Raw genomic sequence first — 13,423 nt, forward strand, 5'->3', positions numbered from 1 at the left:
ATGAATAAGTTATTTTGTTTTAGGAATGATTTAAGACTGCATGATAACCAAGCGTTATTGCAAGCTGCGTTAGCGGTGCAATCTGAGATGAACCAAGCTAATACTAGCCAGCTATTTGCCGTTTATATTGCTACGCCAACACAATGGCTAAAGCATGATGTCGCTCCAATACAATTAGACTTTATCGAACGTCAGTTAAATCGTCTAGGTTTACAACTGGCCGCGCTCGGGGTGAGTTTAACCCTGCTTGAGTGTGAAGACTTTAGTCAGGTGCCGTCATTGTTGTTGCAGTTTATGCAGCAGCATAATATCGATCAAATGTTTGCCAGTAAGGATATCGAGTTTAATGAACAGCAACGTGATAAAGCGATCATCGCCGCTGGTATTGATCTACGCTTAGTGAGCCAAGATTGCATTGTTGAACATGGTCAGGTGCTTAATCAAGCGGGGCAAATGTATAAGGTATTTACACCTTTTGCTAATGCATGGCGGTCACAAGTGGTGCAACAACAAATTGTATGTGCGCCTATGCCCGCCGCGTTGGCTCAACCCATTAAATTTGAGTCAATTACCTTCAATTGCAGTAAACAAAGCAGTGAACATTGGCCTGTTGGTGAGATGGATGCTCGACAACAGTTAATCACTTTTATGCAGCTACATATTGATAATTATAGTCGTGATCGAGATTACCCCGCTTTAGCGAGTACCAGTCTATTATCCCCCTATTTGGCGGTGGGTATCTTAAGTCCGCGGCAAGTATTAGCCTTGCTATTAATCCATTCACCTCAGCTATTGCAAAACACCCATGAGTCAGCATCCATTTGGTTTAATCAACTCGTGTGGCGTGAATTTTACCGCCATTTGCTAGTGGCTTTTCCCAAATTATCTCGTTCGCAAAATTTTAATCATAAAGCCGATGCTATTGTCTGGCGTAACAATAGACAAGAGTTTATTGCGTGGACCCAAGGAAAGACGGGCTATCCCATTGTTGATGCTGCAATGCAGCAATTAAATCAGACGGGGTGGATGCATAATCGGTTACGTATGGTATGTGCTAGCTTTTTGACTAAACATCTATTAATTGATTGGCGTTGGGGTGAGCGATATTTCAGACAGAAACTGATTGATGGCGACTTGGCTAATAACAATGGTGGCTGGCAATGGGCTGCTGGAACAGGTTGTGATGCTCAACCTTATTTTCGTATTTTTAATCCCACCAATCAGAGTAAGAAGTTCGATCCGAACGCGCAATTTATTCGTCATTATTTACCAGAACTGACTCATCAAGCATTAGCCGCTATTCATCAACCATTATCTTCGGCAAAAAGTCAGGTAAACGGCAATTTGTTATTAGCTAATTACCCTGAACCCATCGTAGAACATCAATTTGCTCGGCAACGAGCACTATCTTGCTTGGCGGCAATAAAAGCCAGCTAAATTATTCATTAAGGAGCATTAATCATGTTATCTCAGGCTGATGACACTAGCATGTCACACACGATTATTGAGCAATTTGTCGCTATGTACCAAAAGTTGCATAAGGATAACTTGGATTTATTAGCTGATATTTATGCTCCTGAAGTGGTGTTTGTTGATCCTTTGCATCAGCTATCGGGACTCGAACAGCTTACCCAATATTTTGAGCAACTTTATCAAAATATTAACAGCATCAAGTTTGATATTGCCGATGTACAGCAAGGCCAAGGTAGAGCATCTATTTTTTGGAGCATGTACTTTACTCACCCTAAATTGGCTCAAGGGAAAACCATTAAGGTTGAAGGTGTCAGTCACCTCAAGTTTAACCACAAAATTTATTATCACCGCGACTATTTTGATGTTGGACAAATGTTGTATGAGCACATTCCTTGCATAGGCAATGTTATTAGCTTTATTAAGCATAAGGCGGCCAACTCATGAGCAAAACAGTATTAATTACCGGTGCCAGTTCGGGAATTGGGTTGCAATTAGCAAAAGACTATCTGGCACAAGGCTGGAGTGTGTTTGCTTGTGGTCGCAATCTTGATGCGCTTAATCAATTAACCGATGCCTATCTTTATTCATTTGATGTCACAGATAATCAGCAGGTGATTGATGCTGCTAATCGGTGTCAGCAAGATTTAGATAAATTAGGGCAATTACAGTTTGATTTAATTATTTTAAATGCGGGTAACTGCGAATATATCACTGATGCACGTCAGTTTGATGCCGAGTTATTTGCCCGAGTCATTAACGTTAACCTTATTTCGATGGGCTATTGCTTAGGGGCCTTTTTACCCAAGTTAAAGGCTTATGGGCATTTAGCATTAATGAGTTCAAGTGCTATCTATTTACCCTTCCCACAAGCTGAAGCTTACGGGGCATCAAAAGTCGCCATCGATTATTTAGGTCATACGCTACGGCTTGATCTCGCACCGCACCATATTGAGGTTAGTGTGATTTGTCCAGGTTTCGTCAAAACCCCTTTAACAGATAAAAATCAATTCGATATGCCGATGCGAATTACCGCACAGCAAGCTTCGAGTCGAATTATTAATGGCTTGCATAAAAAACAATATCAAATTCATTTTCCTAAACGATTTACTTGGTTATTAAAAATGGTGTCTTGGTTGCCGCGTGCTTGGTGGCAAAAATTAATGGCGAGTAAGTCTGCCGATGTAACAATTGAAGGAGAGCAAGGATCATGAGCCGTATTGCAATCATTGGTAGCGGTATTTCAGGGTTGACTTGTGGTCATCTATTGAGCCAACAACATCAAGTCGAATTGTTTGAAGCGAATGATTATATTGGCGGACATACCGCGACGGTTGATGTTGAGGTTGATGGTAAAGATTATGCGATTGATACCGGCTTTATCGTATTTAATGATCGCACTTACCCTAACTTTAACAAGTTGCTGGCACGGATTAATGTCACACCATTGCCGACAGAAATGAGTTTTAGTGTGCATAACCAACAGACGGGACTTGAGTATAACGGCCATACTTTGGCCACTTTATTTGCGCAAAAACGTAATCTTGTTAATTGGCAATTTTGGCGCTTTTTGGCTGAAATTATACGTTTTAATAAATTGGCGAAACAACTTTATCAGCAACAACAATACCCGGCGATAACCCTAGGTGAGTTTTTACAGCTTAATAAATTTTCAGATTTCTTTGCAGAGCATTATATTTTGCCAATGGGCGCTGCCATTTGGTCTGCAAGCATCGATGATATGCGTGCTTTCTCGTTACCTTTTTTTGTCCGTTTTTTTGAACACCACGGTTTATTAAATGTCAGTGACCGCCCGCAGTGGTATGTGCTTAAGGGGGGCTCTCGGCAATATATCGAACCTTTAATTGCCCCCTTTAAAGATAATGTTCATCTAAGCGCTGCCGTCAGTCGAGTTTCACGTTGTAATGATGGGGTCAAAATCCTACTACAAAATGGCGATGAGCATTTATTTGATCATGTTATTTTGGCCTGCCATAGCGATCAGTCATTAGCCTTACTTGATGATGCCACCATTAAAGAGCAACAAATTCTAGCGGCAATGCCATATCAAAATAATGAAGTGGTATTACATACCGATACCGCTTTATTACCGTCAGAGTCGGCCGCATGGGCAAGTTGGAATTATCGTTTAGATGGTAATAACCAGCACCCAGCCAGTGTGACTTACAACATGAATATTTTGCAGCAATTACCTGCAGGTACGCCCACTTTTTGCGTGACCTTGAATCAAACTGAGCAAATTGATCCAAACAAAATTTTACGCCGTTTTAATTATGCGCATCCCGTTTTTAATCATACCAGTATCGTGGCCCAGCAACGTCGTAATGAAATTTGCGGTATCGGTAGTACGCATTTTGCCGGCGCTTATTGGTACAACGGTTTTCATGAAGATGGGGTGAGAAGTGCACTGGATGTGTGTGCTCGCTTTGGGGTGAGCTTATGAGCGCTTTAATTAACAGTCATTTTTATTATGGCCGCGTTAATCATCAAAGGTTGACTCCGGTTAAACACGGCTTTGATTATCCGATAATGATGCTCGCATTGGATTTGGATGAGCTTGAGCTGGTTGACGGTATTAGCCGATATTTTAGTGTCGATAAGTTTGCGCCATTAAGTTTTTATCAAGCCGACTATTTACCTTATCAGGCTCGGTTAGATGGTTTAAAAAGTCGCGTGCTAGCGCAGGTAAAGCATTTAGGCGGTCAAGATTGTCAGCGGGTGTTATTTATCGGACAGGGACGTCATTTCGGTTTCTATTTTAGTCCGATTAACTGTTTTTTCTGCTATCAAGGAGAGCAACTTAAATATCTCCTCGCAGAGGTCAGTAATACCCCATGGAATGAGCGACATTATTATTTAATTGATATGACGCAGTCTAGTCAGTTAACAGATAAAGCATTTCATGTGTCACCGTTTATGACTCTAGATATGCAATATCAGTGGCGCGTGAGTGCTCCCAAACAACAGTTTAAGTTAATGATTAATAATCTTAATCCTAACAAAATATTCACTGCGGCAATGTTGCTACAACAACAGGCCTTCTCGTCTAAACAAGTGCTTAAAGCGCTGATGCAATTCCCGTTAATGACATTTTCTATTGTGAGCAAAATTTATTGGCAAGCTTTAAAGCTTTGGTTAAAGCGTGTGCCCTTTGTTGTCCATCCCACACAAGGTAAGGAGTAAATTATGGAATATTCAGTAGCCACCCAACATCAAGGGCGCATGTCTATTAACGATAATATTGCTCGAGCAATATTGTTTGCTGCCTTGGGCAAAATGAGTCACGGCAAATTAACCATCACTGATAAAACAGGACAGTTTCAGTTTGGTCGCGGCGAGTTTTGTGCTGACATTCATGTGATAAATCCACAATTTTATCGGCAAGTGTTGTGGGGCGGCTCGATTGGCGCAGGTGAAGCTTATATGGATGGACATTGGCAATCATCAAGTGTCACGAATGTGATCAAACTATTTGCGCTGAATCTCACATTATTAGACAAAATTGAGCGTCGATTTGCTTGGGCATCAACCATGATTAACCGATTCAAGCATGTGCGCCAACATAATTCTACTGCTGGCTCAAAGCGTAATATTTTAGCGCATTATGATTTAGGTAACGAGATGTACCAGTTATTTCTCGATCCTTTAATGCTTTATTCCAGTGCGATTTATGCGGATGAACAGAGTAGTTTAGCGCAAGCGCAAGAGAATAAAATGCAGCTGATTTGTGAGCGATTAGACTTGCAAGCGGGGCAGAGTTTATTAGAGATCGGCACGGGGTGGGGCGCATTGGCGATTTATGCCGCCAAGCACTTTGATGTTGATGTGACGACGACCACTATTTCTGATGCGCAATACAATTATGCCAAACAACACATTATTGCGGCTGGCCTAGAGCATAAAATTACCCTGTTAAAACAAGACTATCGTGAATTAACCGGTGAGTTTGACCGTATTGTCTCCATTGAGATGATTGAAGCCGTTGGGCATGAGTATATGGCAGAGTACTTTACGGTACTGAATCGTCATTTAAAGCATGATGGTCGCATGTTGATCCAAGCCATTACGATTAATGATGAACGTTATCAAAGTTATCGTAATAATGTCGATTTTATTCAGCGCTATATCTTTCCCGGTGGCTGTTTGCTTCAGTCGCAATGATGAATCAACATCTTGCTCAACAAACTCAAATGAAGCTGTGGTCAATTGATGAATTTGGTTTGGACTATGCGCGAACATTAAATGATTGGTTACAGCGCTTTAATCATGCTTTACCCCAAGTCAAAGCCCTAGGTTATGACGAGCAATTTATTCGAATGTGGCAGTTCTATCTGGGCTATTGTGAAGGCGGTTTTTTAGCGGGTACCACGAATACTGTGCACTATGTTGCCGTTGGCCGAGACTACCAAGGTTAGCCTATGTCAGATATTACCAAGCAATATTTTTTTATGATAAATGCCATTATGTTCCAAGTCTGTTGGTGGAGCGCGGTATTGTGGCAAAACGCTGCCATTCCATTATTAGTGCTGATGTTGGCTTTACATCTCTGGTTGAGCCCAACCCGCAAAGCAGACTTAATATTGATGGGTAAAGTGAGTGTTGCCGGTATTGTTATGGACACTATACTGACTGTTTTAGGGGTATTTCAGTTTGCTCAAATTCCGATTTGGCTCGCATTGTTGTGGCTCTGCTTTGCCATGAGTCTGCCACATAGTTTACTGTTTTTAAAAGCTTTCTCGCCAGTATTTACCTTTGCTTTTGGCAGTGTATTTGGCTGTTTAAGTTATTTAGCCGGAGCCAATTTTAATGCGGTGAATTTGCCGCTGGGGTGGCAGATGAGTAGCGCCATCTTAATGCTGTGCTGGGGCTGTTTTTTACTGTGGAGCGTCGCACAAACGAGGAGACTGCAATATGACTAATAAACTGTGGCCTGGTGTTTATCTATTGCTTATTGCTTGTGTTGCCCCTGTCACTTATGCAAAGCCAACGCCGCTTATTGAAGTAGGACGCACCCAAATGAGTTGGTTGTTTTGGGATTTATATCAAGCAAGGTTGTTGACCGAAGATGGTGAGTTTACATGGCAAAAGTGGCCGATGACATTAGAGATTACCTATCTGCGAGACATTGAAGCGGCACATTTAATTGAGGCTACCGCAGAACAATGGCAACACCTACAAGTGGATGACCAGCAACAGCAAGTGTGGCTGACACAGTTACAACAAGTGTGGCCAGATGTCAGCGAAGGCGACTCATTAACATTTGTCGTAGACAAGCAGGGTGTTGGTCAGTTTTTTTATAATCAACAGGCCATTGATTGGCAAAGTAGCGCTGAATTTAGCCAGCAATTTTTAGCCATTTGGTTATCGCCACAAAGTTCAGAGTTAGCAAGGCGAGCAGAGTTGATAGGAGAGAAATAATGCGATTATTCAATGGAACGATTAAGTCACTGTTAGTTATTGTCAGTCTGTTAGGACTAACCAGTTGTAGCAGTGCCAGTATTGACGACTATCAAGCGACCACACCTAAGTTGGTGCTAGCGGATTTCTTTAATGGCAAGCTAACGGCGGCAGGTATCGTACAAGATTTTTCAGGCAAAGTGACCCGTACCTTTACGGTGACGATGCAAGCCAGTTGGCAAGGTAATCAAGGCGTGATTGATGAAGACTTTATCTTTAATGACGGCGAAAAACAAAAGCGCATTTGGCAGATAACCAGACAAGCGCCGGGGCAATACACTGGTACTGCAAATGATATTCTAGGCACTGCCACAGGCGTGTCTGCGGGTAATGCTCTGCAATGGCGATATGAGATGATATTGAATGTTGATGGCACTGATTATCAAGTCAGCTTTGATGATTGGATGTTCCTTGTGGATGACAATACCATCATCAACAAAAGCGATATTATTAAGTTTGGGGTTAAGGTTGCCAGCGTGACCTTAGTGATCAATAAGCAAGCTTAGTGATTCACTATTTTGCAATTTAATGAGGTAAGTGCTTTTGAATAACGATTTAGCCGTTCATTAAACTAAATCGTTTTCTTGTGATATCAAAGAAGCTGAATAAACGAGTAAGTTAATCTATAACTACAGATTAAACCTTTAATGCAAAAGTGACCGATTAGTCCTTACTCATCTACATTATTAGCCGCGTTTTTTCGACATATCGACTTGCTTATGTTCATAGTATTCAAATGGGAACATATTGCGCATCCGCTGGGCAAGACTGTCGTTGATGCTGGCAGAGATGTGTAATCTTACCGTGCCATCACGGTAGGCGCGCAATGTACCTGTGGTTTTTTCTACTTTTGCCAGCGCTTTACATTCACGCAAAAATTTATCTTGGATCTTACCCTTATGGCTCACCAATCGTCCTTGTTTGAACTGCATTTTCATCAAGGTGTAGCCTGATTTTTGCTGAATATTAATTTATAAATAAAAAATACAGCGATTAGGATGAACACTATTTTTAAAATATCGACAGTCATTCACTATCTCCCTTACCTAAGATACGCTAAATTTATAGTTTGTTAGCAGTTAAGACTTTTGCCTTAGTCGCATTTTTAAACAATTTAAATCATTAATTTTAGTAGTCTGAATGATTTTTCAGCAAGTTACCATTAGGTAGGAGTTTTTTATGCAAGTTAGTCCAGATTCATTATGGCAGCAGCAATGTTTTATTGGTGGGATATGGTGCCATGCTCAAAATGAGCAAACTGAAACAATTTGCGATCCCGCCACTGGCATTGTGATTGGTCATGTACCTTATATGGATAAGGTGGATACATTAGCTGCGATTAATGCCGCTAAACGGGCATTACCAAGTTGGCGTGAATTGTCAGGTCATGAGCGCAGCCAATTACTTAAGCGCTGGCATTTATTGATACTTAAGCATCAACAACAACTCGCGGAGATTATGACCGCTGAGCAGGGCAAGCCACTTGCAGAAGCGATTGGCGAAATTAATTATGCAGCATCATTTATTGAATGGTTTGCTGAAGAAGCTAAGCGGGTTTATGGCGATATCATACCAGCACCGCAAGCTGATAAACGTTTGCTGGTGGTTAAACAACCGATTGGGGTCACAGCTGCTATTACACCGTGGAATTTTCCTGCGGCGATGATCACTCGCAAAGCCGCACCAGCGTTAGCGGCTGGCTGTACCATGATTATTAAGCCTGCGCCACAAACCCCATTTTCAGCATTAGCATTAGCCAAGTTAGCTGAAATGGCGGGTATTCCTGCCGGTGTGATTAATGTAATTACTGGTGATGCAATTCAAATAGGGCAAACCTTATGTGAGCATCCCGATGTGCGTAAGTTGTCATTTACTGGTTCAACTGGTGTCGGTATTAAATTGATGCAGCAATCAGCTGCAACCTTAAAAAAATTATCGTTAGAATTGGGTGGCAATGCGCCATTTATTGTTTTTGAAGATGCAGATATTGATGCGGCAGTTGATGGCGCTATGTTGGCTAAATTTAGAAATAACGGTCAAACCTGTGTTTGCGCAAATCGTATTTATGTACAGGATAAGGTTTACGATGAGTTTGCTCGTAAGTTAACCGACAAGGTCAAGCAATTAGTTGTGGGTAAAGGGACTGATCAAGATGTTACTACCGGCCCATTAATTAATCAGGCTGCGCTTGATAAGGTTGAGTCACTCGTGGCTGATGCAGTAAACCATGGCGGTAAACTGTTGTGCGGCGGGGCAGTACATCAACTCGGAGGCACGTTTTATCAACCAACCATTATTGCTGAAGCGAACGCTGAAATGCTGTTAGCCAAAGAGGAAATATTTGGTCCGGTTGCACCGCTGTTTAAATTTAGTGATGAACAGCAGGTGATTGATTTTGCTAATGATACCGAGTTTGGCTTAGCGGCTTATTTTTATAGCCGTGACATCGGCAGAGTTTGGCGAGTTGCTGAAGCGCTTGAATATGGCATGGTCGGTATTAATACCGGTGCTATTTCAAATGAAGTGGCACCTTTTGGCGGTATTAAAGCATCTGGATTAGGCCGTGAAGGGTCTAAATATGGCATTGAGGAATACACTGAAATGAAATATCTGTGTATGGCGATTTAAGCGACGTTTAGCTGGATTGACCTAATAGGACATTACACTTTAAAAATACCCACGATTGTGGGTATTTTTTTGACTGATACAATTGATTAGTGGTTGCTAATGCAGTGTATGGAACGTATGTTAATTGTACATTTCTATTGATTGTTTAATTAAACATTGAATTTTTGGTTTTAAATTAATAGATCATGTAAATATCCTATTAATATTGAAAAATATTCAATTGCTAGTGGTTATTTTTGAGTTTTAGTTAAAAATTAAACGATTGTAGTGAAGTTTCACAGATAGCCTAGTGCTCCATGTGGTAAATTAGCGCTAATTTGAAAATACAACTATAAGCTGAGTCATCAGCAAACGGGGTAGAAGGTCGTGTTTAAGGGAAAATTACTGGGGAATATTGGCGTCCAAGTCGTTATCGCAATGATCATTGGTGCTGTAGTCGGTTTATTAATGGGTGATAGTGCAACTATGTTTGCACCACTTGGTACCATTTTTATTAACTTAGTTAAAATGCTTGTTATCCCATTGGTTGTGGTATCTATCATTGCCGGTGCGGCAAGCTTAGGTAACAGTCCATCTGCCGGTAAAATTGGTGTGGGTACTTTTGCTTTCTTTATTGCAACCTCAGCACTGGCTGTTGGTTTAGCGTTAGTGATGGGCAATATCTTCCAACCTGGTGCGGGTGTTGACTTTAGTGCCCATGGCGCAGGTCTTGCTGCGGTAACTCAAGAGCAAGGTGCGATTCCTGGTTTTGTTGATACTGTGATTGGTATGATCCCAACTAACGTATTTGAATCGTTAATTGGCGGTAATATCCTGCAAATCTTAGTGTTCTGTATTTTCTTCGGTATTGCCTTAACTAAGGTTAAAGGCGATGGCGCTAAACCTATTCTTGCTGGTCTTAATACTGTTGTTGATGCGTTTGTATGGATGATCAACTGCGTCATGATTATTGCGCCTATCGGTGTATTTGGTCTGATGGCACAATCTGTCGGTACTTTTGGTTTTGATGCATTAGGTGTTGTATTAAAGCTGGTGATTGTATTTGTGGCTGCAATCTTAATTTACGGCTTTATTTTCTTCCCTCTAATGGTCAAGTTCCTGTCTGATGTACCTGCGCTTAAATTCATTTCAGCAATGAAAAAGCCGCAAGTAATGGCATTATCTACTGCATCTTCAATGGCGACATTGCCTGTGACGATGGAAACATGTGAAGAAGACCTTAAAGTATCTAAAGCGACTTCATCATTTGTACTGCCGTTAGGTGCGACCATTAACATGAGTGGTAACGCAATCTATTACGGTTTGGTGGCAGTGTTCTTCGCCCAGATGTACCACATTGATTTAAGTATGGCGGCTTATATTGCTATCATCTTTACTTCTACCTTAGGTGCGATTGGTCAAGCAGGTGTGCCGGGTCCATCATTCCTTGTGGTCGCGGTATTATTAGCCGCTGGTATTCCAATTGATGGCTTACCATTATTGTTCGCACTAGACCGTATTTTTGACATGATCCGTACTTCACTTAACATCACTGGTGATGCTGTTTGTGCAGTGGTTATGGACAAGTTTATCGGTGCTGATAAGCAACAGTAAGAATAATTATTATTCAATAAAGGGAGCTTCGGCTCCCTTTATTGTTTGTAAAATGGTGCGTCTGTAATCTAGATGTAAAGCAAGTGTACATGCAAGGTAATTTGTTGCTTATTTAAGCAGATAAAATTGGCGCTATCGCCAGCCATGCGATAAAATTCTCTCTTTACGCGTTTGCTAACGACAGAGGTTTTTTAAATGTCAGCTCTTCCACATTGCCCTAAGTGCGATTCAGAATATACTTACTTCGACGGTACCATGCTTGTATGCCCTGAGTGTGCACATGAGTGGTCTCAAAACGAAGAAACAGAAGTTGCAGAAGATGAGGCTGTAATCAAAGACTCAAATGGCAATGTTTTACAAGATGGCGATACTGTCACAGTAATCAAAGATCTTAAGATCAAAGGTTCTTCACTTGTTGTTAAAGTGGGTACTAAAGTGAAAAACATTCGTCTAGTAGACGGTGACCACGATATCGATTGTAAAATCGACGGTATCGGTGCGATGCAATTAAAATCTGAGTTTGTTAAGAAAGTATAATCTTGCAAATTGCAGTATGAATAATAAAAAAGCAGCTTAATAGCTGCTTTTTTTATGCTTAATTTTTAAGCGTAGTGCTTGCCATTATCATAATAGCCAGCAGGATCCAGTTTAGTGAAGATCACAGCCACATCTTGCTCTGGCTTTGCTAACGCATCACGTACAATCTGAGTGACTCGGATTGCAATCTCATCTTGTACTTGTTGGCCACGGTCAAAGTAAAGTACTTCAACAAATGGGTAAGCTGCAAATGCTTCACCTTCAAAGAAAAAGCTCGCAGGAATATGCTCAATAGTGAAATGTTCACGTGGGCTTTCCATCAGTTCAGCTAACGCATCTACTAATGGTTTTGATAGTTGCTGAACTTTATCTGCATCGATTGCACGAAAACGAAAGTGGGGCATAAGTACTCCTAATATCTGCCGTTCAAAATCGCTGTCACAATAGCATTTGCTTAGCTAAAACCCAATATCTATCCACAATTGTTGGAGCTTACTCTCATTTATTAATGCGATAATCCAATTGTACAGTTGATTGTGCTGCGACCGCTTTGCCGTTTTCGAACTTAGGCGCATAACGCCAATTCTTGAGTGCAGCTAAGCTTGGTTTGATAAAACTGTCACCACCTTTAACGCTAATCACTTTGGGATCTTTAACAAATCCTTGTTCAGTCACCGTAAAGCTAAGTTGCACAGAACCTTCTTTACTGCGTTTGGCATAAGCTAAAGGATACTTAGGTGGCACTCGATAAAGCGCTGTTTGTTCTTGCTCATCATCCCAAGGACTCATCTTGCCTATTGCAATACAATGTGCGGTTGCTTGCTCAGATTGATCTTCATCTTGATATAACTTAACTAAAGCTGCATGTCCTGCAAGTAAGTAGGGGTGACTAAAATCGAGTATCTCTAATTGTTCAATCACTTGGTTATATAGCGTGATGGCTTGTTTAGGGTTGTTTTTAGCTTGCTCATATTTCGCCATATAAAATGTCGATTTTAATCTTGCCAAACTATTTTCAGGTAATGATGTTTGGTGGATAGCATAAGCTTTACTGATATATTTTGGTTGTTTAAGTTGTTCAAATATTTCTAAGTATAGATCTGCTTCTAACTGTGGTTGATTATGGTGCTGGGCAATGTCAACTGCTCGTAATAAGTGCTTTTTGGCTTTTTTCGCGTTTATTTGTTTAGTTTCTATGGTGGCGAGGCCAATAAGGGGATCGATTAAACTAAGATGTTGTTGGCCATTATATTGCTCAAATAAGGTTAATGCTTGTTGATATAGCGCTAGCCTTAAGTCTGATACTTGCTGTTGCTGCTCATGACTAACATAAGTTTGTTCGGCCAGCGCATTAGCATAATTAACAGCCAGATTAGCCGTGTTTATACTCTCTCCAAATTTGATTTCACCCAGATTAAATGCTTGTTTTGCAGTATTTATTATTAACCTTGGGTCTTCGGCTGTAATCGCTTTTTGATATGCTGCGTAGGCATCATTAAAGTTCTTGTCATGATGTTCTTGCGCCATTAATGGCTGGTGGGCAAAAATATAACTAGCTATTATTAATATATATTTATGCATAATTCATCCTTGGGTTATTATTTTCTTTATTACATGCGATAAGATATAACGACAGTATTATCTAAATAAAACAGTATATTTAGCATGGCTAATTTTAGTTGTTTGTTTTTTGATTCTTTGGGGATGTTATTTTAAC

13 protein-coding genes and 2 pseudogenes are annotated in these 13,423 nt (G+C 40.8%); 12 read left to right on the forward strand and 3 right to left on the reverse strand.

Annotated features, from left to right (window positions below; genetic code table 11):
• The 9 genes and pseudogenes from phrB (at position 1) to JCM15074_RS01240 (ending at position 7,454) form a co-directional block, all read left to right on the forward strand.
• On the forward strand, positions 1 to 1,437 hold the full coding sequence (gene phrB, locus JCM15074_RS01200) for a deoxyribodipyrimidine photo-lyase (RefSeq protein ID WP_025819470.1): 1,437 nt from the start codon (positions 1 to 3) through the stop codon (positions 1,435 to 1,437).
• Positions 1,438 to 1,461: 24 nt separating this feature from the next.
• Entirely contained in the window at positions 1,462 to 1,917 is a 456-nt protein-coding gene (locus tag JCM15074_RS01205) for a nuclear transport factor 2 family protein (RefSeq protein ID WP_025819472.1), read from the forward strand.
• Positions 1,914 to 2,684 (forward strand): SDR family NAD(P)-dependent oxidoreductase, encoded by a 771-nt coding sequence (locus tag JCM15074_RS01210; protein ID WP_025819473.1) that lies wholly within the window; start codon positions 1,914 to 1,916, stop codon positions 2,682 to 2,684. The genes JCM15074_RS01205 and JCM15074_RS01210 overlap by 4 nt, the downstream gene beginning before the upstream one ends.
• A complete protein-coding gene (locus JCM15074_RS01215) occupies positions 2,681 to 3,934 on the forward strand; it encodes an NAD(P)/FAD-dependent oxidoreductase (protein WP_025819474.1) in 1,254 nt (417 codons plus the stop codon). Before JCM15074_RS01210 ends, JCM15074_RS01215 begins: the two co-directional genes overlap by 4 nt.
• Positions 3,931 to 4,674, forward strand: coding sequence for a DUF1365 domain-containing protein (locus tag JCM15074_RS01220; RefSeq protein WP_025819475.1), 744 nt, complete (start codon positions 3,931 to 3,933; stop codon positions 4,672 to 4,674). The genes JCM15074_RS01215 and JCM15074_RS01220 overlap by 4 nt, the downstream gene beginning before the upstream one ends.
• Before the next feature lie 3 nt (positions 4,675 to 4,677).
• A pseudogene (locus tag JCM15074_RS20360) lies at positions 4,678 to 5,906 on the forward strand (class I SAM-dependent methyltransferase).
• Positions 5,907 to 5,909: 3 nt separating this feature from the next.
• Complete coding sequence (locus JCM15074_RS01230) at positions 5,910 to 6,410, forward strand: DUF2878 domain-containing protein (RefSeq protein WP_025819477.1); 501 nt, start codon at positions 5,910 to 5,912, stop codon at positions 6,408 to 6,410.
• The gene (locus JCM15074_RS20365; RefSeq protein WP_025819478.1) at positions 6,403 to 6,909 is read left to right on the forward strand and encodes a chalcone isomerase family protein; all 507 of its coding nucleotides are present in this window, start codon (positions 6,403 to 6,405) and stop codon (positions 6,907 to 6,909) included. Before JCM15074_RS01230 ends, JCM15074_RS20365 begins: the two co-directional genes overlap by 8 nt.
• On the forward strand, positions 6,909 to 7,454 hold the full coding sequence (locus tag JCM15074_RS01240) for a DUF3833 domain-containing protein (RefSeq protein WP_025819479.1): 546 nt from the start codon (positions 6,909 to 6,911) through the stop codon (positions 7,452 to 7,454). Before JCM15074_RS20365 ends, JCM15074_RS01240 begins: the two co-directional genes overlap by 1 nt.
• 180 nt (positions 7,455 to 7,634) lie before the next feature.
• On the opposite strand, the pseudogene JCM15074_RS20370 reads toward JCM15074_RS01240, so the two are convergent.
• A pseudogene (locus tag JCM15074_RS20370) lies at positions 7,635 to 7,978 on the reverse strand (DUF3634 family protein).
• 149 nt (positions 7,979 to 8,127) lie between these two features.
• Between JCM15074_RS20370 and JCM15074_RS01250 the strand changes: the two are divergent.
• The 3 genes from JCM15074_RS01250 to JCM15074_RS01260 all read left to right on the forward strand — a co-directional run bounded on the left by JCM15074_RS01250 (position 8,128) and on the right by JCM15074_RS01260 (position 11,706).
• Complete coding sequence (locus JCM15074_RS01250) at positions 8,128 to 9,576, forward strand: NAD-dependent succinate-semialdehyde dehydrogenase (RefSeq protein ID WP_025819480.1); 1,449 nt, start codon at positions 8,128 to 8,130, stop codon at positions 9,574 to 9,576.
• Positions 9,577 to 9,942: 366 nt separating this feature from the next.
• A complete protein-coding gene (locus JCM15074_RS01255; protein WP_025819481.1) occupies positions 9,943 to 11,169 on the forward strand; it encodes a dicarboxylate/amino acid:cation symporter in 1,227 nt (408 codons plus the stop codon).
• A gap of 195 nt (positions 11,170 to 11,364) precedes the next feature.
• On the forward strand, positions 11,365 to 11,706 hold the full coding sequence (locus tag JCM15074_RS01260) for a zinc ribbon domain-containing protein YjdM (RefSeq protein WP_025819482.1): 342 nt from the start codon (positions 11,365 to 11,367) through the stop codon (positions 11,704 to 11,706).
• A gap of 65 nt (positions 11,707 to 11,771) precedes the next feature.
• On the opposite strand, the gene JCM15074_RS01265 is transcribed toward JCM15074_RS01260, so the two are convergent.
• Together JCM15074_RS01265 and JCM15074_RS01270 are read right to left on the reverse strand one after the other, a co-directional pair.
• Positions 11,772 to 12,110, reverse strand: coding sequence for a DUF1904 domain-containing protein (locus JCM15074_RS01265; protein ID WP_025819483.1), 339 nt, complete (start codon positions 12,108 to 12,110; stop codon positions 11,772 to 11,774).
• A gap of 94 nt (positions 12,111 to 12,204) precedes the next feature.
• Positions 12,205 to 13,287: a TonB family protein gene (locus tag JCM15074_RS01270; protein WP_051536792.1), complete on the reverse strand. Its 1,083-nt coding sequence runs from the start codon at positions 13,285 to 13,287 to the stop codon at positions 12,205 to 12,207.
• Between the last annotated feature and the right edge of the window lie 136 nt (positions 13,288 to 13,423).

The sequence above is a fragment of the Shewanella marina JCM 15074 genome (assembly GCF_000614975.1).
Lineage (GTDB): Bacteria > Pseudomonadota > Gammaproteobacteria > Enterobacterales > Shewanellaceae > Shewanella > Shewanella marina.